This is a genomic window from Amorphoplanes digitatis, assembly GCF_014205335.1.
GTDB lineage: Bacteria > Actinomycetota > Actinomycetes > Mycobacteriales > Micromonosporaceae > Actinoplanes > Actinoplanes digitatus.
Genome location: NZ_JACHNH010000001.1, coordinates 1,705,012 through 1,725,211, shown reverse-complemented (window position 1 = coordinate 1,725,211; position 20,200 = coordinate 1,705,012). Strand labels below are relative to the sequence as shown.

19 protein-coding genes are annotated in these 20,200 nt (G+C 73.8%); 9 read left to right on the top strand and 10 right to left on the bottom strand.

Annotated features, from left to right (window positions below; all coding sequences use genetic code 11):
* Nucleotides 1-18 precede the first annotated feature (18 nt).
* Nucleotides 19-663 (bottom strand): NAD-dependent epimerase/dehydratase family protein, encoded by a 645-nt coding sequence (locus tag BJ971_RS40970; protein WP_239087544.1) that lies wholly within the window; start codon nt 661-663, stop codon nt 19-21.
* Nucleotides 664-724: 61 nt separating this feature from the next.
* Between BJ971_RS40970 and BJ971_RS07865 the strand changes: the two genes are divergently transcribed.
* The 6 genes from BJ971_RS07865 to BJ971_RS40515 all read left to right on the top strand — a co-directional run bounded on the left by BJ971_RS07865 (nt 725) and on the right by BJ971_RS40515 (nt 9,444).
* Nucleotides 725-3,628, top strand: coding sequence for an SWIM zinc finger family protein (locus BJ971_RS07865; RefSeq protein ID WP_184991172.1), 2,904 nt, complete (start codon nt 725-727; stop codon nt 3,626-3,628).
* Between the two features lie 90 nt (nt 3,629-3,718).
* Complete coding sequence (locus BJ971_RS07860) at nt 3,719-4,780, top strand: ATP-binding protein (RefSeq protein ID WP_184991170.1); 1,062 nt, start codon at nt 3,719-3,721, stop codon at nt 4,778-4,780.
* Nucleotides 4,773-7,238: a DUF5682 family protein gene (locus BJ971_RS07855; RefSeq protein ID WP_184991168.1), complete on the top strand. Its 2,466-nt coding sequence runs from the start codon at nt 4,773-4,775 to the stop codon at nt 7,236-7,238. The genes BJ971_RS07860 and BJ971_RS07855 overlap by 8 nt, the downstream gene beginning before the upstream one ends.
* 85 nt (nt 7,239-7,323) lie before the next feature.
* Nucleotides 7,324-8,496 carry a VWA domain-containing protein gene (locus BJ971_RS07850; protein ID WP_184991166.1) on the top strand — a complete coding sequence of 391 codons (1,173 nt, stop codon included), beginning with the start codon at nt 7,324-7,326 and terminating at the stop codon, nt 8,494-8,496.
* A gap of 286 nt (nt 8,497-8,782) precedes the next feature.
* Nucleotides 8,783-9,112, top strand: coding sequence for a nitroreductase family protein (locus BJ971_RS40520; protein WP_203709405.1), 330 nt, complete (start codon nt 8,783-8,785; stop codon nt 9,110-9,112).
* A gap of 80 nt (nt 9,113-9,192) precedes the next feature.
* A complete protein-coding gene (locus tag BJ971_RS40515) occupies nt 9,193-9,444 on the top strand; it encodes a nitroreductase family protein (RefSeq protein ID WP_203709404.1) in 252 nt (83 codons plus the stop codon).
* A 33-nt stretch (nt 9,445-9,477) separates the two neighbouring features.
* Here BJ971_RS40515 and BJ971_RS07840 read toward each other — a convergent pair whose 3' ends face one another.
* From BJ971_RS07840 to BJ971_RS07830, 3 genes are read right to left on the bottom strand one after another with little or no spacing between them, the layout of a single operon-like run.
* Nucleotides 9,478-10,335: a phosphotransferase family protein gene (locus BJ971_RS07840; protein ID WP_184991164.1), complete on the bottom strand. Its 858-nt coding sequence runs from the start codon at nt 10,333-10,335 to the stop codon at nt 9,478-9,480.
* The gene (locus BJ971_RS07835; RefSeq protein ID WP_184991161.1) at nt 10,332-10,979 is read right to left on the bottom strand and encodes a 4'-phosphopantetheinyl transferase family protein; all 648 of its coding nucleotides are present in this window, start codon (nt 10,977-10,979) and stop codon (nt 10,332-10,334) included. Before BJ971_RS07835 ends, BJ971_RS07840 begins: the two co-directional genes overlap by 4 nt.
* The gene (locus BJ971_RS07830) at nt 10,972-11,781 is read right to left on the bottom strand and encodes an alpha/beta fold hydrolase (protein WP_184991159.1); all 810 of its coding nucleotides are present in this window, start codon (nt 11,779-11,781) and stop codon (nt 10,972-10,974) included. The genes BJ971_RS07835 and BJ971_RS07830 overlap by 8 nt, the downstream gene beginning before the upstream one ends.
* A 209-nt stretch (nt 11,782-11,990) precedes the next feature.
* Here BJ971_RS07830 and BJ971_RS07825 point away from each other — a divergent pair, with 209 nt between their 5' ends.
* Together BJ971_RS07825 and BJ971_RS07820 are read left to right on the top strand one after the other, a co-directional pair.
* Nucleotides 11,991-12,431 carry a nitroreductase family deazaflavin-dependent oxidoreductase gene (locus BJ971_RS07825; protein ID WP_184991157.1) on the top strand — a complete coding sequence of 147 codons (441 nt, stop codon included), beginning with the start codon at nt 11,991-11,993 and terminating at the stop codon, nt 12,429-12,431.
* A gap of 9 nt (nt 12,432-12,440) precedes the next feature.
* Nucleotides 12,441-12,881, top strand: a complete 441-nt coding sequence (locus BJ971_RS07820; protein ID WP_184991155.1) for a nitroreductase family deazaflavin-dependent oxidoreductase — start codon at nt 12,441-12,443, stop codon at nt 12,879-12,881.
* Here BJ971_RS07820 and BJ971_RS07815 read toward each other — a convergent pair.
* The 4 genes from BJ971_RS07815 to BJ971_RS07800 are packed head-to-tail and all read right to left on the bottom strand — an operon-like array spanning nt 12,871 to nt 16,755.
* Nucleotides 12,871-13,668 carry an ABC transporter ATP-binding protein gene (locus tag BJ971_RS07815; RefSeq protein ID WP_184991153.1) on the bottom strand — a complete coding sequence of 266 codons (798 nt, stop codon included), beginning with the start codon at nt 13,666-13,668 and terminating at the stop codon, nt 12,871-12,873. The two genes, BJ971_RS07820 and BJ971_RS07815, sit on opposite strands and share 11 nt — an antisense overlap.
* The gene (locus BJ971_RS07810; protein ID WP_239087543.1) at nt 13,668-14,699 is read right to left on the bottom strand and encodes a FecCD family ABC transporter permease; all 1,032 of its coding nucleotides are present in this window, start codon (nt 14,697-14,699) and stop codon (nt 13,668-13,670) included. Before BJ971_RS07810 ends, BJ971_RS07815 begins: the two co-directional genes overlap by 1 nt.
* Nucleotides 14,696-15,760, bottom strand: a complete 1,065-nt coding sequence (locus BJ971_RS07805; protein ID WP_184991151.1) for a FecCD family ABC transporter permease — start codon at nt 15,758-15,760, stop codon at nt 14,696-14,698. The genes BJ971_RS07810 and BJ971_RS07805 overlap by 4 nt, the downstream gene beginning before the upstream one ends.
* A complete protein-coding gene (locus BJ971_RS07800; RefSeq protein ID WP_184991149.1) occupies nt 15,757-16,755 on the bottom strand; it encodes an ABC transporter substrate-binding protein in 999 nt (332 codons plus the stop codon). Before BJ971_RS07800 ends, BJ971_RS07805 begins: the two co-directional genes overlap by 4 nt.
* Nucleotides 16,756-16,885: 130 nt before the next feature.
* Here BJ971_RS07800 and BJ971_RS07795 point away from each other — a divergent pair, with 130 nt between their 5' ends.
* Nucleotides 16,886-18,019, top strand: coding sequence for a DUF5925 domain-containing protein (locus BJ971_RS07795; protein ID WP_184991147.1), 1,134 nt, complete (start codon nt 16,886-16,888; stop codon nt 18,017-18,019).
* On the opposite strand, the gene BJ971_RS07790 is transcribed toward BJ971_RS07795, so the two are convergent.
* Together BJ971_RS07790 and BJ971_RS07785 are read right to left on the bottom strand one after the other, a co-directional pair.
* Nucleotides 18,014-19,222, bottom strand: a complete 1,209-nt coding sequence (locus BJ971_RS07790) for an adenylosuccinate synthetase (protein WP_184991145.1) — start codon at nt 19,220-19,222, stop codon at nt 18,014-18,016. The genes BJ971_RS07795 and BJ971_RS07790 overlap by 6 nt on opposite strands.
* Nucleotides 19,219-20,187, bottom strand: coding sequence for a hypothetical protein (locus BJ971_RS07785; RefSeq protein WP_184991143.1), 969 nt, complete (start codon nt 20,185-20,187; stop codon nt 19,219-19,221). The genes BJ971_RS07790 and BJ971_RS07785 overlap by 4 nt, the downstream gene beginning before the upstream one ends.
* Between the last annotated feature and the right edge of the window lie 13 nt (nt 20,188-20,200).

Genomic DNA, 20,200 nt, shown 5'->3' with positions numbered 1-20,200 from the left:
GCGGTCCTCTACGGTGCGTCAGCGCAGGTCCGCGTTCTCCACGACGTGCGTGGGGAAGCCGGTGCGGGCCGCCCGCAGCATGGCCCGGCCGAGCCGGTCGGTGCTGGTCACGTACCTCGGCGCCACGCGCCCGAGCAGCGGCAGCAGCGGAGCGGTGAGCGTGTACAGGGCCCGGTAGAGGCCCGTCTTCGAGGTGGCGCCCTGCGTCGGCTGGATGAAGGCCGGGCGGAACGCGTACCCGTTCGGGAAGGTCTTGATGATCTCGAGCTCGGTGCGGCCCTTGACCCGGGCCCACATGGCGCGGCCGTCGGGATTCGTGCCGGCGCCTGACACGTAGAGAAAGGTCATCTCGGGGTTGAGCCGGGCGAGCAGGTGCGCGGCCGCGACCGGGAAGTCGTACGAGATGCGGGTGTACTCCGCCTCGCTGAGCCCGACCGACGAGACGCCGAGGCAGTAGAAGCAGGCGTCGTAGCCGCGCAGCTCGTCCTCGATGCCGCCGAGGTCGGCGAAGTCCGCCCAGACGAGTTCCCGGAGTTTGGGATGCCGCACCCCGGCCGGCCGGCGCACCACGGTGAGCACCTGCTCGACATCGTCCGCGAGCAGGCTCTCACGCAGGGCGCCCTGGCCGACCATGCCGGTCGCACCGAAGATGATGACCTTCATGTACGCATTCTCCCGCCGCTCGCGGGCGCGGAACGTCGTACCCGGCTTCTACAGTGCTCCGGTGCCCGTTGAACTATGGTCCACCGCACAGATCGACGCCCTGGCCCCCGACGCGAGTTCGCTGAAGGGTGCCCGCGGCGTCAATCAGTGGCTGGAGGCCGGCCTGCTCGATGAGGTCCTGTGGGGTCTCTGCAAGGGCAGCGGGCAGAAGCCGTACCAGGTCTGCGTCGACCTGGCCGGGCCGGCTTACCGATGCTCGTGCCCGAGCCGGAAGTTCCCCTGCAAGCACGCGCTCGGCCTGCTGCTCTACTGGGCCGGCGGCGGCCCGGTCGAGGCGCCAGCGCCCGCGTTCGCCGGCGAGTGGCAGGCGGCCCGCGCGGCCCGCGCGACGGCGGCGCCGGCCCGGGGCGCCGGGACGGTGGACCCGGCCGCCGCCGAGAAACGCGCCCGGCAGCGGGCGGACCGGGTCGCGGCCGGCATGGCCGAGCTGCGGCGGTGGCTCGACGACCAGGTGCAGCAGGGCCTGGCCGGCGCGGAGCAGGCGGGGCGCCGGCCCTACGAGGCGATGGCCGCCCGTCTCGTCGACGCGCAGGCGCCCGCCGCCGCCTCCGCGGTGCGCCGGCTGGGCGGGGTCGCGGGCATCGGGCCGCACTGGGCCGACCGGCTGCTCGGCGAGCTCGCGCTGCTCCGGCTGCTGGTCGCGGGTCATGAGCGGCTCGGCGCGCTGCCGCCGGCGCTGGCCGCCACGGTCCGGTCCCGGATCGGGTTCCCGGTGGCCAACCAGGACGTGCTCGCCACCGCCGAGGTCCGGGACCTGTGGCAGGTGCTGGGGCAGATCGACAGCGAGGAGGGCGCCATCACGACCCGGCGGACCTGGCTGCTCGGCGTCGGCAGTGGACGGTTCGCGCTGCTGCTGTCGTTCGCGGCGCCCGGGCAGTCGCCGGCGGCCGAGGTGGTGCCGGGCACGGCGATCGAGGCGGCGCTCTGCTTCTACCCCGGCGCCGCGCCGCTGCGGGCGCTGGTGAAGGAGCAGTTCGGCACGCCCCGGCCGCTGACCGCACCGGCACCGGCCGCCGGCCTGCGGGCGGCGCTGGCCGGCTGGTCGTCGACGCTGGCCGCCGAGCCCTGGCGTCACGACGCGCCGGTGCTGCTGGCGGACGTGGTGCCGGGCGCCGACGGGTTCCTCGTCGACGCCGCCGGGGAGTCCCTGCCGCTGGCGCCGGGGCACCGCGAGCCATGGTGGCTGCTGGCCGCCGCCGGCGGGTCGCCCGCGACCGTCGCGGGCGAGTGGTCGCCGTCGGGGCTGCGGCCGCTGGCCGCGTGGGTCGACGGCAACTATGTGCCGGCGCCACCGCCGGCGCCCGGCGGCGGGGGCGGGCGCGGGCCGGAGCTGCCGGCCGACCTGCTGGCGGCGGCCCTCGTCGGCACCGCCCGGCGGCCGTGGACATCACCGGGGTTGCACGTCGGCGACCGGGTCCTGAGCCTGGCACCGGCCGGTGCTCCGGCCGCCGATCTGTTGGAGGCGGCCGCGACCGCGCTGACCTATCGGCGGGCGGGCGTCACGCCGTCGTCCGGCCACGCGCCGGTCCCGTCCGCGCCCGCCGAGACCGGCCCGCCGCTGCCCGCCGCGGCCGGGGCCCGGCTTCGGCGGTTGCTGACCGACGGCGGCGCGCCCGGCGGCGCCCAGCAGGCGCAGGAGCTGCTCGCACAGTGGCTGACCGCGGCCGCCCGGCACGGCGGGTTCGTCCCGCCCGAGTCGCTGCCCGCGCTGCTCGACGCCGGCCGCCGCAACGGCGCCGTCCGGCCCGCGATCGGCCGCGTCGCCGGCCGGCGCGGCGACTGGCTCGCCGCGATGCGCGCCGACTGGCGCTGGCTGCGCGACGAGGCGCCCGGCGCCGCCACGCCGTCGGATCCGCAGGTGTGGGAGACCGGCACCGGCGGCGAACGCCTGGCCCACCTCACCCGGCTGCGCGGCACCGACCCGGCCGCCGCGCTCGCCCTGCTGGAGAGCACCTGGCAGACCGAGACGCCCGAGGACCGCACTCGGTTCGTCGACGCGATCGGCACCGGGCTGTCCCTCGCCGACGACGCCTTCCTCGACCGTGCACTCGACGACCGGCGCAAGGGTGTCCGCGAGGCCGCCCTCGACCTGCTGCGGCGGCTGCCGGGATCGTCGCTCGGCCGGCGGATGACCACCCGGGCGACGGCGGCGGTGCGCCTCGAGCGCCGCACACTCGGGCGCGACCGGCTCGTCGTCGGCCCGCCCGCTGAGCTGACGACCGAGCTGCGGCGCGACGGCGTCGGCGCACAGCCCGCGCACGGCACCGGGGTGCAGGCCTGGCTGCTCGAGGAGGTCGTCGCCGGCACGCCCCTGACCATCTGGACCGACGCATTCGGGCGCTCCCCGGCCGCGGTCGTCGACCTGGCCCGCGGGCACGACTGGGAGACGCCGCTGCTGCACGGCTGGGCCAAGGCGGCGATCATGCAGGCCGACTCCGCCTGGGCGGCCGCGCTCGTCGACAACGACACCCGGGGAAGCGCGACCGGGCTGCGCGAGGCCGTCCGATGGGACCTGCACCTGCTGCTGCCGCCGGCCGACCTGGCCCGCATCGCCGCCGACTTCCTGCGACGCGAGGACCATCTCGCGCACCGGCTGCTTGCCGTGCACCCGGGCGCCTGGCCGGACGAGCTCGCCGTCGCGGTGGTGGAGACCATCGCGCACCGGGTGCGTGCGGACAAGCACAGCTGGCAGCTCGCCGAGCTGTGCCGGGCCGCGGCGATGGCGATGCCGCCCGGCTACGCGGCGCAGGTCGCCCGGCTGGCCGAGCAGCTCGATCAGCAGCCGGCCGACCCGTCCCGGGTGCGGCCGGTCGCCGAGCTGGCCCGGATCCTCGCCTTCCGCCACGAGATGCTCCGGGAGCTGCGGCCGCCGGAATCCGAGGTGGAGCCCGGCTCGCGCACCTGACCGGTTCTTGTCGGAGGTGCTTAGTAACGTGCCAGTCATAGCAGCGCCGGCGGGCCGGGCAGCCGGGCCGTGGGACAGACAGGAGTTCGAGTGACCGCACTGCGACCGCACGCCGAGGATCAGTATGCCGAGGAGCTCGCGCTGCTCGCCGCGACCGACGACCGGCCGCGACCGCCGGGCTGGCGGCTGTCCCCGCACGCGGTGGTGACCTACCTCCTGGGCGACGGCGCCAAGATCACCCCGAAGTATGTCGGCCCTCGGCGGCTCATGGAGGTCGCGGTGTCCACGTTGGTCACCGACCGGGCGCTGCTCCTGCTCGGCGTGCCCGGCACGGCCAAGACCTGGGTCTCCGAGCACCTCGCGGCCGCGATCTCGGGCGACTCGACCCTGCTGGTGCAGGGCACCGCCGGCACGGCAGAGGAGGCGATCCGCTACGGGTGGAACTACGCCCGCCTGCTCGCGGACGGCCCGTCCGAGGCGGCCCTGGTGCCCAGCCCGATCATGCGCGCCATGCGGACCGGCGCGATCGCCCGGATGGAGGAGCTGACCCGCGTCCCGTCCGACGTGCAGGACGCGCTGATCACCGTGCTCTCGGAGAAGACCCTGCCGGTGCCGGAGCTCAACACGGAGGTGCAGGCCCAGCGCGGCTTCAACCTGATCGCCACCGCCAACGACCGCGACCGCGGCGTCAACGAGCTCTCCAGCGCGCTGCGCCGCCGGTTCAACACGGTGGTCCTCCCGGTCCCGGCCTCGGCCGACGACGAGGTGGAGATCGTGTCCCGCCGGGTGGCCCAGCTCGGCAAGTCGCTCGACCTGCCCGAGGTGCCGGCCGCCCTCGACGAGATCCGCCGGGTGGTGACCATCTTCCGCGAGCTGCGCACCGGCCTGACCGAGGACGGCCGCACCAAGCTGAAGTCGCCGACCGGCACGCTCTCCCCCGCCGAGGCGATCTCGGTGATCACCAACGGCATGGCCCTTGCCGCACACTTCGGCGACGGCACCCTGCACCCGTCCGATGTGGCCGCCGGCATCGTCGGCGCCGTGGTCAAGGACCCGGCCTCGGACGGCGTGGTCTGGCGCGAATACCTCGAGACGGTCGTCCGCGAACGCACCGACTGGCGCGACTTCTACCGTGCCGCCCGCGATGCCTGAGCAGTTCTACGGCATCCGCCACCACGGACCCGGCTCGGCCCGCGCGGTCGTCCAGGAGCTGAATCGCCAGCGCCCCGCAATGGTGCTGATCGAGGGCCCGCCGGAGGCCGACGACCTGGTCCGCTGGGCGGCGGACACCGGCCTGGAACCGCCGGTGGCGCTGCTGGGCTACGCGGCGGACGACCCCGCCCGCGCGGCCTTCTGGCCGTTCGCGGTCTTCTCACCGGAGTGGCAGGCAATCCGCTGGGCGGTGGAGCACAGGGTGCCGGTCCGCTTCTTCGACCTCCCCTACTCCTACCGCCTCACCGACGACCGCACCCAGGACACCCCACCGACCGCCGGCCCGCGCCCCGCCACACCGTCGCCCCCACCCGCCGACACGGGCCCGATCGACACCCACACGCCGCACCCGCCCACCAACACACACCCAGCCGACCTGAACACGCACCCTGCCGCCGACCCCGCCGCACCTGCCCAGAGCGGCCCCGGTCCGGCCGTGACGGGCGACCTGGGCAGCGCGGGTCCGGGCGAGTTGGACGTCTCGGAGGGCGGCGGTGGGCCGGGGCGGGTGACTCCCGGGCCGACGGAACCCGGTGAGGACGGGGGTGTCACGGCGCCGGTGCGGGTGCGGCCGGTCGATCCGATCGGGGAGCTCGCCGCTGCCGCCGGATATGACGATCCCGAGCGCTGGTGGGAGGACGTCGTCGAGCACCGGGGGCTGCCCGCGTTCGAGGCCATCGCCGAGGCGATGACCGCCATCCGCGAGTCGTCGCCTGAGGACCCCGAGGACCTCGTCCGCGAGGCCTACATGCGCACGGTGCTGCGCGAGGTGCGCCGCACCCACGACAACATCGCGGTCGTGTGCGGCGCGTGGCACGTCCCCGCGCTGGCGCGCAAGGTCGCCGCCAAGGACGATGCCGCGCTGCTCAAGGGGCGGAAGAAGGCCAAGGTCGCCTTCACCTGGGTGCCGTGGACCTACGGGCGGCTGGCGGCACAGTCCGGCTACGGCGCGGGTGTGCGGTCGCCGGGCTGGTATCACCACCTGTTCACGACGACCGACGACGTCGTGCCGCGGTGGCTCGTCGACGCGGCCGGGGTGCTGCGCGCCGAGGGCGTGCCCACCTCGTCGGCGCACGTCATCGAGGCCACCCGGCTCGCCGAGGCGCTCGCGGTCGTGCGCGGGCGGCCACTCGCGGGGCTCGCCGAGGTGACCGAGGCGGCCGAGGCCGTCATGTGCGACGGCGAGCCGCTGCGCCTTGAGCTGATCGACCGGCGCCTCGTCGTCGGCGAGCGGCTCGGCGGCGTGCCCGACGACATGCCGGCCGTGCCGCTGGCCAAGGATCTCGCGGCGCAGCAGCGCACCGTGCGGCTCAAGCCGGAGGCGCTGGAACGCGAGCTCGAGTTGGACCTGCGCCGCGACATCGACCTGTCCCGCAGCCGGCTGCTGCACCGGCTGCGCGCCATCGGGGTGCCGTGGGGCGAGGCGGAGACGGCCCGGCGCGGCACCGGCACGTTCCGCGAGCAGTGGCGGCTGCGCTGGCAGCCGGAGTTCGCCGTTCAGCTGGTCGAGGGCAGCATGTGGGGCACGACCGTCGCCGTCGCGGCGACCACCAAGGTGATCGACGCCGCCCGCAAGGCGGCCACGCTCGCCGACGTGACCGAGCTGGTCGAGGTGTGCCTGCTGGCCGACCTGGCCGGCGCGTACCCGCCCGTGCTCGCCGCCCTCGACACCCGGGCCGCGCTCGACTCGGACATCGGCCACCTGATGGCGGCGATCCCCGCGCTGGCACGCACCCTGCGCTACGGCGACGTCCGCCGCACCGACCTCGCCGGCCTGTCCACCGTGACGGCGAGCCTGCTCGCCCGCGTCTGCGCCGGGCTGCCGGCCGCCGCCGGTTCGCTCTCCGACGAGGCCGCCGAGCAGCTGCGCGAGCGCGTCGACGGCGTGCATTCCGCCGTCGCCCTGCTGGACGACGACGAGCTGCGGGAGCGCTGGCTGACCACGCTGTCCTCCGTCTCGCAGCGCGCCGACCTGCACGGCCTGCTCGCCGGCCGGCTGACCCGCCTGCTGCTCGACGCCGGCCGCCTCGGCATCGCGGAGGTGCTGCGGCGGCTGCGGCTGCCGTTGACCGTCGGCACGCCGCCCGCGCACGGCGCCGCCTGGGTCGAGGGCTTCCTGGGCGGCGGCGGTCTGCTGCTCGTGCACGACGACACGCTGCTGGACCTGCTCGACGGCTGGGTCGCCGACATCCCGGCGGAGGCGTTCGACGACGTCCTGCCGTTGCTGCGCCGCACGTTCGGCGGGTTCGCCGCCGGCGAACGACGCGCGATCGGCGAACGCATCGCGGGCTCGGGCGCCGGCGGGCGGGCGGCCGCCGAGCCGCTGGTGCTGGACCACGAGAGGGCGGCCCTCGCCCTGCCGACGCTGAGCGCGCTGCTGGGCCGGGAGATCAGATGACCCACAACGACGAACCGGCACAACGCCCACGCCGCCAGCCACCCCCACTGCCGACCCTCAGCGCGCCACTAGGCCGGGAGATCAGATGACGGACGATGAGGATCCGGCGCGGCGGGAGCGTCTGCGCCGGTGGCGGCTTGTGCTGGGTGGTCCGGCGCAGGAGTCCCTGGGCACGGCGCAGGGGCGCGATTCCGCGATGGACGCGGCGCTGGCCGCTCTCTACGACGCGGGTGGTGACAGCGAGGGGGCCGGCACGTCGCGGTCCGCCGGCCTCGGTGGGTCCGCGCCGAAGGTGGCGCGGTGGCTGGGCGACATCCGGGAGTACTTCCCCAGCACGGTCGTGCAGGTGATGCAGGCGGACGCGATCGAGCGCCTCGACCTGACCCGGCTGCTGCTGGAGCCGGAGATGCTGGACGCCGTCGAGCCGGACGTGCACCTGGTCGGGACGTTGCTCTCGCTGAACGCGGTGATGCCGGAGCGGACCAAGGACGCGGCACGGCAGGTGGTCCGCAAGGTCGTCGCCGAGCTGGAGCAACGCATCTCCCAGCACACCCGGGCGGCGGTGAGCGGCGCCCTGAACCGGGCGGCACGCATCAACCGGCCCCGGCACGCCGACATCGACTGGGACCGGACCATCCGCGCGAACCTGAAGCACTACCAGCCGGAACACCGCACGGTGATCCCGGAACGCCTGGTCGGCTACGGCCGCCGCGCCACCGCGATCCAGCGCGACGTGGTGCTCTGCGTCGACCAGTCCGGCTCGATGGCCGCGTCGGTGGTGTTCTCCGGGGTGTTCGCGGCGGTGCTGGCGTCGATGCGCTCGCTGCGCACGTCGCTCGTGGTCTTCGACACCGCGGTGGTCGACCTGACCGACCAGCTGAGCGACCCGGTCGAGGTCCTGTTCGGCACGCAGCTCGGCGGCGGGACGGACATCAACCGGGCGATCGGCTACAGCCGGCAACTGATCACGCGGCCGCGGGACAGCATCTTCGTGCTGATCAGCGACCTCTACGAGGGCGGCGTCCGCGAGCAGATGCTGCGCCGGGTCGCGGAGATGACGGCGGCCGGTGTCCAGGTGGTGGTGCTGCTGGCGCTCTCGGACGAGGGTGCGCCGGCCTACGACCACGAGAACGCGGCGGCGCTGGCGGCCCTGGGCGTGCCGGCCTTCGCGTGCACGCCGGACGCGTTCCCGGACCTGATGGCGGCGGCCATCGAACGCCGCGACCTGATGGCCTTCGCGGCCCGCCAACAGCAGTGACCGCCAGGCTTCGGCAGTCGTATCCGGGCGATCCCGGCGGACGGCCAGGGGACACGTCTCGAGGCGCTCGGCGGCAGTTGAGCGAGCGCGGGGAGTTCCTGCCGGAATGACCGCCTGGATCCGCAGGGAGGGCACTTCGGCGGCCCGTTCCTGTACCTGCTGCATGCCGCGCATGGCCGGGTCCGGCTTGGCGCGCTGGAGATCGGCGGTGTCAGGCCGGTAGAGGCCGCCTCGTCGTGCCCGGTCCCGTGCGGCGGCTGGTCACGAAGTTGGGATGATGGACTCGATGGACGTCTATCGCGCGGTACGAACAAGGCAGTCGATTCGTGGATTCACCGATCAACCCGTCCCGCGCGAGGTTCTCGAACGGGTGCTGGCGGCGGCCGCCGATGCACCGTCGGGCAGCAACATGCAGCCATGGAATGTCTACGTCGTGACCGGTGACCCGCTGGCCAGGCTGAAAAGGACAGTGGCCGATCGGGTCGCGGCCGGCGGCTCCGGCGACAGTCGAGAGTTCGCGACCTACCCGTCCGAGTTGCGTGCGCCGTACGTCGAGCGCATGGCGGCACTGGGCGGGTCCTCTACGGCTCACACGGTGTCGCGCGCGAGGATGTAGCGGGCCGGGCCCGGATCCGGGCCCGGAACTGGAACTGCTTCGGTGCCGGCACGGCGCTGTTCTGCTATCTCGGCCGGGACATGCCGACGCCGCGCTGGGCCGACGTCGGAATCTACCTGCAGACGGTGATGCTGCTACTGCGGGCCGAAGGTCTGCACAGCTGCGCACAGGAGGTGTGGGCGGAGTATCACCGCAGCGTCGCTGAGGTGATCTCCCCGCCGCCGGAACGAATGCTGTTCTGCGGCATGTCGATCGGCTTCGCCGATCCGGCGGTCGCGCATCCGCGGATCCGCCGCGCCCCGCTGTCGGAGACCGTGACATTCCTGGACTGACGCCCAAAGCGGTTGGTGTCGGCTGTGGAGGTCTTAAGTCGGCGCGAAGAGCCGGGCCAGGCCCGCGATCGACTTCTCCCGATAGACCGGCTGGTCCGTGGCGATGCCGTACGCGAGGTCGGCGATGAGCCCGCATCGCGCATAGAAGAGCGCCCGCTCGGCGATTCCCGGGTCACGCAGTTCCGGCGCGATCTGCTCCACCGCCGCCGCGAACGCCACCGGTCCGAGATCGCGCAGGATCAGCCCGAGGTCCTGGGCGGGGTCGCCCACCGCCGCATCCGACCAGTCGATGATCCCGGTGATCTCCCACGTGCCCGGATCGACCAGAACGTGCTCGGCGCCGAGATCCTGGTGCGAAAAGGCCGGCGACGGCGCCGGGTCCGGCGCCGGGTCGGCCAGGAACGCCCGCACCGCGCCGTGCCAGGCCGCCGGCACCTCCGCCACCACCTCGGGCCACAGCGAAAGCGCCTCGTCCAGCCACTCCTGGGGCACGGAGTCGTCCGTCTCCCAGAGAGACTCCGCCTCCGAAGAGGACTCCGCCGCCATGGGCGACCCGGCCAGGGGTGAGGCCGGCAGGGGGTGCAACGCCAGGGGTGAGGCCGGCAGGGCGTGCAACGCCGCGAGTAGGCGGCCAAGTCCTCGGCCCAGCTCGCCCGCGTCCCAGCCTGCGACCGAGAGCAACGGCACCCCCGGCAGCATCCGGTAGGCGAGACACCCACCCACCGGGTCGACGAACTCCGGCACGGGCACCGCGATCGGCGACACCGCCGCGACCGCCCGCAGCACCCGGGCCTCCCGCGAGACCGCACCCGGGTCGGTGCGCCGGAACCGCACCACCAGGTCGTCGATCAGGTACGCGACGTTGTCCACGCCCGCACCCAGCCGTTTCATCGCACCGGACCGCCGAGGGTGATGGCCGTCAGCACGATCCCGTCCGCCACCAGGAACCGCCCGGCCAGCGTCTCGAACGGCCCGTCGACAAGCAGCCGCGCCGTGAACGTCTCCGCCTCCGGATCGAACGTCACCGCCGCACCCTCGAAGCCGAGCCATTCACCGGTCAGCGGCGACCACACCTTGTAGACGGACTCCTTCGCGCTGAACAGCAGCCGCTCCCACTGCACCGCCGGCCACTGCCGCGCCAGCTGCCCGAGGTGCTCCCGCTCCCGCTCCGACGAGACGAGATCCAGTACGCCCTCCGGCAGCGGACCGTCCACCTCCGCGTCGATGCCGACGCCCCGGACCGCGCCCGCCCGCGCCACCGCCGCGCCGCGGTAGCCCACGCAGTGCGTCATGCTGCCCACGATCCCCGCCGGCCAGACCGGCGCGCCGCGTACCCCGGGCAGGATCGGCGCGGGCGGCACGCCGAGCTCGGCCAGGGCGAGCCGCGCGCAGTGCCGGACCGTGGTGAATTCGTTCCTGCGCTTCTCGACGGCGTTGGTGATGAGGGCGGCCTCCGCCGGGAAGATCTCGGCATCCGGCGGGTCGGTCGTGGTGGACGCGGTCCGCACGTCCGGCGGCAGGAGACGCTCAAGCATCGGCGAAGAACTCCAGGACGGCCTCGTTCACGGCGTCCGGCTGCTCCAGGTAGCCGTAGTGGCCCGCGTCCGCGATCCGGGTGTACCGCGCGCCGGGAATCGCCGCGGCCAGTTCGCGGCCGCGGACGGCCGGCGCGATCAGGTCGTCGGCGAACGACAGCACCAGGGTGGGCACGCGGATCGTCCGGTACGCCTCCCGCCGGTCGGTGTCCACCGTCACCTCCAGCTGCGGGCGCTGGCCCTCGTCGGCCCAGTCCGTCGGGGACATCTCCAGGATGTCGAGCCAGTCCTGCGCTGTCTCCGGCTCCTCGAGGGTCCGCGGCGACAGGTTCTGGAGCGCGCGGTTGACGGCGTCGTACCCGGGCGGCAGCACGATCCCGGCGTCGGCCATGGCGCGTTCCGCGGCCGCCAGCGCCAGCGACACCGCGTCCGGCCGGGCCCGGCTCGCCATCAGGACGGCCCGGTCGGCCAGGTCCGGGCGCGCCAGGAGCACCTCCTGCACCACGTACGCGCCGAGCGACGTACCGATCAGCCGGCACGGACCGCCCGCGACCCGCTGGATCACCGCGACCGTGTCCGCGACCAGGTCCGCGACGGTCAGGCCCGGCCGGGCCGGGCCGCTCCGGCCGACGCCGCGGTTGTCCAGGGTTATCGCCCGGTAGCCGGCGTCGACGAGGGCCGGCACCTGGTGCAGCCACCAGGTGCGGCCGCGCGCGGCGGTGCCGGGAATCAGCAGCACCGGCGCACCACTCCCGGACTCCTCGAAGTGCAAGGTGATGTCGCCGACATCGATCGCAGGCATGATCGTGAGGCTATCGGACGCCGAAGGGCGGATACTGTCCCGATGCGACCGGAGATCCGCCGGGTCACCGCCCGGCACCGCGAGAGCACGACAGCGGAGGGACCCGGCGCCGCAATCCTGGCCCGGCTTCCCGCAACGCGGCGGCGAACCGGCCCCCGCCATGGTTAGGTTTTCGGCGGGACTGTCGCTCTCTGAGGAGGAGTTTTCTCATGCCGTTGACCGGTGAATACGAGCCGAGCACGTCCGACTGGGCCCGCGAGCAGGTGGAGCAGTTCGAGGCCACCAACGGCGCCGAGGCGAACGAGCTCCAGGGCAAGCCGATCATCGTGCTCACCTCGGTCGGCGCGAAGAGCGGCAAGCTGCGCAAGACCCCGCTGATGCGGATCGAGCACGACGGCCATTACGCGGTGATCGCCTCGCTGGGCGGCGCGCCGAAGCACCCGGTCTGGTATTGGAACCTGGTCGGTAATCCGCACGTCGAGCTCCAGGACCTCGCCGTCAAGCGCGACTACGAGGCGCGCGAGGTGCACGGCGAGGAGCGTGAGCTGTGGTGGAAGCGGGCCGTCGAGGCCTGGCCGCCGTACGCTGATTACCAGACCAAGACGGACCGCGTCATCCCGGTCTTCGTACTCACCCCGACCTCCGACTGAGGAGTCCGCATGCCGCTGACCGGTGAGTACGGACCGAGCACGTCGAACTGGGCCCGCGAGCAGGCGGAGACGTACGAGGCGACGAACGGCGCGAAGGCCGGTGAGATCCTGGGCCGGCCGGTCATCGTGCTGACCTCGGTCGGCGCCCGCACCGGACTGCTGCGCAAGACGGCGCTGATGCGCGTCGAGCACGACGGGGAGTACGCGGTGGTCGGCTCGCTGGGCGGCGCACCGAAGAACCCGGTCTGGGTCTACAACCTGCGCAAGAACCCCGAGGTCGAGCTCCAGGACGGCGAGGAGAAGCACGAGTACGTCGCGCACGAGGTCTCCGGCGCCGAGCGGGCGCTGTGGTGGGACCGCGCGGTCGAGGCGTTCCCGAACTACGCCGGCTACGAGAAGAAGACCAAGCGCTCGATCCCGGTGTTCGTGCTGCGGCGGGCTAGCGCTTGAGGCGGGCGGCACGCGCCGCCGGTACCACCAGCGGCGTGTGCGTCTGCGGGTCCGGGATCACCTCGCAGGCCAGGCCGTACACGTCGGCCACCAGTTCGGCCGTGATGATCGCGCTCGGGTCGCCCTCCGCGACGATCTTCCCGCCCTTCATCGCGATCAGGTGGCTGGCGTAGCGGCAGGCCTGGTTGAGGTCGTGCAGGACCGCGACGAGCGTCCGGCCCTGCTCGTTCAGGTCGGCGCACATGTCCAGCAGGTCGATCTGGTGTGCGATGTCCAGGAAGGTCGTCGGCTCGTCCAGCAGCAGGATGTTCGTCTGCTGTGCCAGCGCCATCGCCATCCAGACCCGTTGGCGCTGGCCGCCCGAGAGCTCGTCGACCGCGCGGTCCGCCAGCGCCGTCACGCCGGTCGCCTCCATCGCCGCCGCGACCTGGTTCTCGTCCTCGGGGGTCCACTGGCGCAGGAGCCGCTGGTGCGGATACCGGCCGCGGGCCACCAGGTCCGCCACCGAGATGCCCTCCGGCGCGGTCGCCGTCTGCGGCAGCAGCCCCAGCCGGCGGGCCACCTCCTTGGCCCGGTACGAGCTGATCGACGCGCCGTCCAGCACCACGGCGCCCTGCTTCGGCGCGAGCAGGCCGGCGAGCGCCCGCAGCAGCGTCGACTTGCCGCACGCGTTCGGCCCGACGATCACCGTGAAGGAGCCGTCGGGGATGCTCACGTCGAGGCCGGAGGCGATCACCCGGCTGTCGTACGCGAGGGTCAGGTCCGAGCCGGACAGCCGCGATGTCATCAGCCCTCCCTTCGAAATTGGAGGCTGAGCAGCCAGGCCAGGTAGACGCCGCCGACCGCGCCGGTCACCACGCCGACGGGTAGCTGGGCGGGTGCCAGCAGCCGCTGCGCGACGAAGTCGCTGAGCACCATCAGCAGCGCGCCGGTGATCGCGGCCGGCAGCAGCTGCGGTGCGGGCGCGGCGGTGAGGCGCCGGGCGATCTGCGGCGCGGCCAGCGCCACGAACGCGACCGGGCCGGTCGCTGCGGTCGCCACCGCGCACACCGCGACCGCGAGGACCACCAGCATCAGCCGGGACCGGTGCACCTGTACGCCGAGGGACTGCGCGGACTCGTCGCCCATCTCGAGCATCCGCAGCCGCCGGCAGAGCAGCAGCAGCGGCGGCGTCAGCACCAGCAGGGCCAGGCCGAGCAGGCGCGTGTACTCCCAGGTCCGCCCGTTCAGGGTGCCGACAAGCCAGACCGCGGCGGACTGGGCCGCGTCGAGCCGGGCCTGGCTGATCAGGTAGCTGTTCACCGCGACCAGCATCGCGCCGATGCCGATGCCGACGAGTACCAGGCGCCGCACCGCGCCGCCACCGATCGCCGCCAGCCCGTACACGATCAGGGCGGTGAGCAGGCCGCTCACGATGGCCGCGCCGGCGGCGCCGGCCGGCCCGGCGCCGAGGACCACGATCGCGAGGATCGCGCCGGTGGCGGAGCCGGTGGTGAAGCCGACGATGTCGGGGCTGCCGAGCGGGTTGCGCGACAGGCTCTGGAAGACCGCGCCGGACATGGCAAGCGCGGCGCCTACGAGCAGGCCGAGGGTCACCCGGGGCAGGCGCAGGTCGAGCAGGATGAAGCGGTCGGCGCGCCGGCCGCCGCCGCCGGCGATCTCGACGATGTCGGCGAGCGGGAGCCAGATCCCGACCGCCGCGATTGTCAGCGCGACCATGGCGGTCACGGCCAGCAGCAGGGCGCCGCCGACCCAGAGGGTGCGCACGTCGAGGCGCAGGGCGACGCCCGGCGCGCGGACGGTGATCCGGCGCCTCAAAGCGGCACGATCCGGCGGCGCATGATCACGCCGAGGAAGACGGGCGCGCCGAGGAACGCGGTGACCAGGCCGGCCTGTAGCTCGCCGGGGCGCACGACCAGGCGTCCGATGATGTCCGCGAGCAGCAGCAGGGTCGGCGCGAAGAGCAGCGAGTACGGCAGCAGCCAGCGCTGGTCCGGCCCGACCAGCATGCGGGCGATGTGCGGCACGGCGAGCCCGAGGAACGCGATCGGCCCGACGGCGGCGGTGGCGGCGCCGCAGAGCAGCGTGACGGCGATCGCCGAGAGCACCCGCGTGCGGTTCAGGTCGGCGCCGAGGGCGCGCGCGGTGTCCTCGCCGAGCGCGATGACGTTCAGCGACGGGCCGAGGAGCAGGGCCAGCAGCGTGCCGACGGCGATGAACGGCAGCACACCCCAGAGGACGCCGAGGTCGCGGCCGGAGAGGGAGCCGACCGTCCACAGCCGGTAGCGGTCGAAGGTGGTGACGTCGAGCAGCGCGACCGCGTTCGTGACCGCCAGCAGGGCCGCGCCGACGGCGGCGCCGGCCAGCGCGAGGCGCTCGGGGGAGGCGGCGGAGCGGCCGCGGGTGCCGAGCAGGTAGACCACGACGAACGCGCCCGCCGCGCCGGCGAACGCGAACCAGATGTAGCCGGTCAGCGTGCCGACGCCGAGCACCCGGATGCCGAGCACGACGGCGGTCGCCGCGCCCGCGTTGATGCCCAGGATGCCCGGGTCGGCCAGGGGGTTGCGGGTCAGCGCCTGCATCAGCGCGCCGGCCAGGCCGAGCGCGACGCCCGTTGCCAGCCCGATCAGCGTCCGCGGTATCCGCAGGTCGAGGACGATCCGGGCGTCCTCGCTGGTGCCGCCTCCGGTCCGGATCGCGTCCCACACCGTGCCGAGCGGGATCGACTTGGTGCCGACCGCGACGCTCAGGGCCGCGACCGCGACCAGCGTGGCGGCGGCGAGCGCCAGCCCGAGGCCGCGGGTGGTGAGTCCGCCCCGGTGGCGGACCCGCGCCTCGAGGGTGGTGTATCCGGCCCGCTCGGCGGCGGCGTGGGTCACGCCAGGGCGTCCTTGACCATCGGCACGAACCTTTCGATGGTGTACGGCGTGCTCAGCACCGAGTTGGTGGAGAACGCGTTGGCCAGATCGGGGTCGTCGATGATCAGCATCCGGCCGTCCTTCGCGGACGGGATGCTGTTCAGGATCGGGTCATCCGCGAGCTCCTTGCCGGCGCCGATGCCGAAGACGACGGTGAGGTCGGCGTCGAGCAGGGCGACCTGCTCCTTGGAGATCGGGGCGTAGTAGGTGGGCGGGTTGAGTGCCTCGATCTTCGGCGAGTTTGTGAAGCCGAGCGCCTCCATGAACTGCACCCGGCCGTCGCCGCTGGTGTAGGCGCCGTACTGCCCGTTGAAAGCGGCCGCGACGACGACGGTCTTGCCCTGGAATCCCGGGTTGGCCGCCTTGGCGTCGGCGAGCGCCTTGTCGTTGGCCGCGACCAGGGCCTCGCCCTCGGACTCGCGGCCCAGCGCCTGGGCGATCGTGAGTGTCTGGTCCTCGAGCGTGGTGCCGTACGGCTGGGTGCCGGCGGGCCCGGAGAGCGTGGGTGCGAGCTTTTCCAGCTGCTCCCAGGTGGCCTTCACGTTGTCGCTCTTGGTCAGGGTGACGAAGTCGGGCCGCAGCGCGGCGACCTTCTCGAAGTTGATCTCCGGGCCGGTGAGGACGGTGGGCTTGGCGCCGCCCAGCTTCGGCTGAGCCCAGGGCCCGACGCCGGTCGGCCAGGCCTGGAACCAGTCGAGGATGCCGGTGGGCACGACGCCGAGGGCGAGCAGGGCGTCGGCGTCGGCCCAGCCGAGCGAGACGACCACGGCGGGCGACTCGTCGAGGGTGGTGCTGCCGAACTGGTGCGTCACGGTGGTCGGGAACGTGCCGCCGGAGGCGGCCGGGGAACTCCCCGTGTCAGGGCTGTCGTCATCGCCGCAGGCCGCGAGCATTCCGGCGGCCGCGACACCGGCCGCGCCGCGCAACAGGTTCCGGCGCGAGATAGGTGTCGCCACGTCGGTCTCCAAATCCTTGATTACACAGGGTTAGGTCAACCTAACGCGATCGAAGGTCGAGGATCTTGGAAACCGGGGACATGCGGGAAAACGGGATGCTCCTGCCCCACCCAGGGTCGATCATGGGGTAATGCGCACCCCCCATCAGTCCGTCGACCGGCTCGGCAGCCGCGCCGCCGAGCCGGCCGTCGCCGCCTCGCTGCCGCTGTCCGGTGCAGTCGACGACTGCGACCGGCTGGTGGACGTCGTCGACCTGCTCGCGCTCGATGCCTTCGTCACCGGACGGGAGCCGTACGGCCGCACCACGCACCTCGAGAACGTCCGCGCCGAGGCCCTGCTGACCACCGACGACGCCCGGATCGTCCGGGACGCGGTCGAGGAGGACGGCCACGGCCGGCTCTCCGTCGGCGAGGGCTGGACCCTGCACGTCACCCGCTGGAAGCAGAGCCGCCGCGCCCGCGTGACGGTCACCGCGGTCAGCGCCGAGATGGCCGAGTCGGTGCTTGCCGTCGCGGTGGAGAACGCCGTCGAGGAGCCGCCCCCGGCCGCGGACAGCGTGCCGATCGGCTTCTGGCACTTCGGACCGCACGGCCCGCGGCGCGTGCAGCGCGAGATCGACGCCGCGCCGTGGGAGAAGATCCGCGCCAACTACGCGGATCCGGTGGCGCGCACCCTGGAACGGCTCATGGCCATCGACGGCACGACGGTCAACGGCCGCCTCATGCTGCTGCACGGCGAGCCCGGCACCGGCAAGACGACGGCGCTGCGCGCGCTGGCCCAGCAGTGGCGCCCGTGGTGCCAGGTCGACTGCGTGCTCGACCCCGAGCGGCTGTTCGGCGACCCCGCGTACCTGATGAGCGTGGCGCTGGGCAGCGGCGACGACGACGAGCCGCGCTGGCGGCTGCTCATGCTCGAGGACTGCGACGAGCTGATCAGCGGCGAGGCCAAGGCGGCCGCGGGGCAGTCGCTCTCCCGGCTGCTCAACCTGACCGACGGGCTGCTCGGCCAGGGCCGCAACGCGCTGATCGCGATCACCACAAACGAGGATCTGGCGTCGCTGCACCCCGCGGTGGTCCGGCCGGGTCGGTGCCTGGCCAGCATCGAGGTCGGGCGCCTGCCGTACGGCGAGGCGGTCGCCTGGCTCGGCACCCCGGCGGGCGTCGGCCCGGACGGGGCGACCCTCGCCGAGCTGTACGCGCTGCGGACCGGCGCCCGCCCGGTGACCGTGCCGACCGCCCCGCCGGCGACCGGCATGTACCTATAGCACCGGCACCCGGAACCGCTTGTCGGTGCGGCACGGCCCGTGCGACTCGAGGAACACCGGCGCGTCCAGCAGGTCCGCGATCCGGGCCGCGAAGTCGCCGGGCCGCTCCAGGTCACCGGGGCGGGACCGGGCCAGCAGCGCCGTCAGCGCGGCCTGCCGGCCCAGGTCCCGCGGCGGCGCCGGGACGATGCGCTCCCACCGCGCGCCGTCGAGCTCGTACGAGGTGCAGACGCGCAGCCGCGGATCCCGCGCCGGGGCGTCGAGGTGGGTGACCGCCAGGGCGTCCACGCCGCCGGCGACCTCGGCGGCGTAGCGGTGCGCCACCGCGTCGAAGTGCCCGACCCGGAACTCGCCCTGCCACTCCCCCACGCCGTTGTGCGCCTCGGGCAGCTCCAGCGGCGCTTCGGTGACGAACGGCCCGGCGCCGTGCCGGGTGGTGTACGTCCGCACCACGCCCAGCCGCAGGAAGTCGGGGCAGAGCGCCGCCACGTTGTCGAACGTCGTGGTCGACCACGTCGTGTACGGGTGCCAGCCCCGCCACTCGTCCAGCAGCACCCCCTGCGCGCCCTCAAAGACGCACCGCCCGGCGTCCAGCAGCACGCCGACGTACGAGGAGTCCACAATCCGCACCGCGCGGCCGAAGGCGAGGAACGCGTCCACGACGTCGTCCAGCGGCGCCGCCGCCAGCGGGCCGAACGCGGCCTGCACCGCGGCCAGCCGCGACCGGAGCCGGGCCGGCGAGAGCACATCGCGCACCCGGGGCGCGTCGGCGTGGCCGAGGGCGTACTCCACGGTCTGCCCGACGCCCATGCCGCACGAGCCGTGCCGGTCCCGCCCGCGCCGCCGCTCGCGGGCCTGGTTCGCGGCCCGGTGCCACGGGGTGGCGAGCAGCGCGTCGCCGTCCACCGTGAGCAGGTGGAACGGGTTGCCGAGGGCGGCGGCCTCGGCCGCGAGCGCGAGCGGGTCGACCACCGTGAAGCGCGACAGGTGGGTGGGCACGCCCTGGAACGTGCCCGACCCGAACTGCGCGAACGTGTGGTGCCGGCCCTGCGGCGTGACCACGTTGTGCGCGGCCTGCGCACCCCCGTTGAACCTGATCACCGCGGTGACCGGCCCGGTCGCGCAGATCGCGTCCACCACCGTGCCCTTGCCGGCGTCGCCGTAGCCGAGATCGACCACGGCGACGTGCCCCGCAGGGTTCACAGCCGTTCGTTCCCGCTCGGCGTTGCCGCGCCGCCCGGGTCGAGGGAGGAACGAACGGCCGTGACCCGCCCCGCGCCGAGCGGCGCGAGCGCCCTGCTGACCGACGGGCCGGCCACCGATCCGACGTCGACCAGGTCGGCGAGGCCGGCGTCGAGGTCGATGGACTCCTCGCCGAGGCCGACGGTCAGCGCGATGGTCTCGCAGACCGCGTCGAGGTCGTCCAGCTCGATGACCTGCTGGCCGAGCAGGGTGCGCCAGTGGCCGAGGATCTCCGGGTCGCCGCCCCAGCCGGCCGCGGTCGGCATGATGTAGTAGACGTCGAAGCTGCGCCGCAGCTCGGCCAGCACCGCCTCGATCGCGATCGGCTCGCCGAGCCGGTCGCCGATGAAACGCTTGACCTCCTTCGGCTTGACCTGCGGGTACGGCATCTCGTCGCCGATGATGAACAGGTAGCCGCGGCGCCCCCGCGCGGCGATGGAGTCCAGGCTGGTGTGCCGGGCCATGAAGTACATGGCGAGCTCGTACGACTCGCGGCGCTGGCCGCCGCCACCGCCCTCCAGGACGATGCGGGCCAGGTCCTCGTCCATGCGGTTGTCGGATTCGAACTGCCCGATCTGCAACGGCACCCGGTCGCAGGTGGCGTCGCCGATCGCGCCGAACAGGATGTGCGGATCGGTGGCGTAGCCCTTGCGGGTCAGCAGGCCGAGCAGCTGCGGCAGCTTCGTCTGCAGCACCCGCGGCACGGTGCCCATCGAGCCGGTCACGTCGAAGAGGACGGCGATCGGCGTGCTGTGCGGGTGTTCGTCGCTGTCGCGGCTCTCCCGCTTGCCCACGTTCATCGGGTCGAGCGCCGGGTGTGCCTTGCGGGCGCCGCCGTCGCTGTACGCGAAGGCGCTCGTGCCGCTGGCGGCCCGATAGCCGGCTGCCGCGGCGTAGACGTCGGTTGACCAGTGTCCGCTTCCCATCTCATACCTCCTG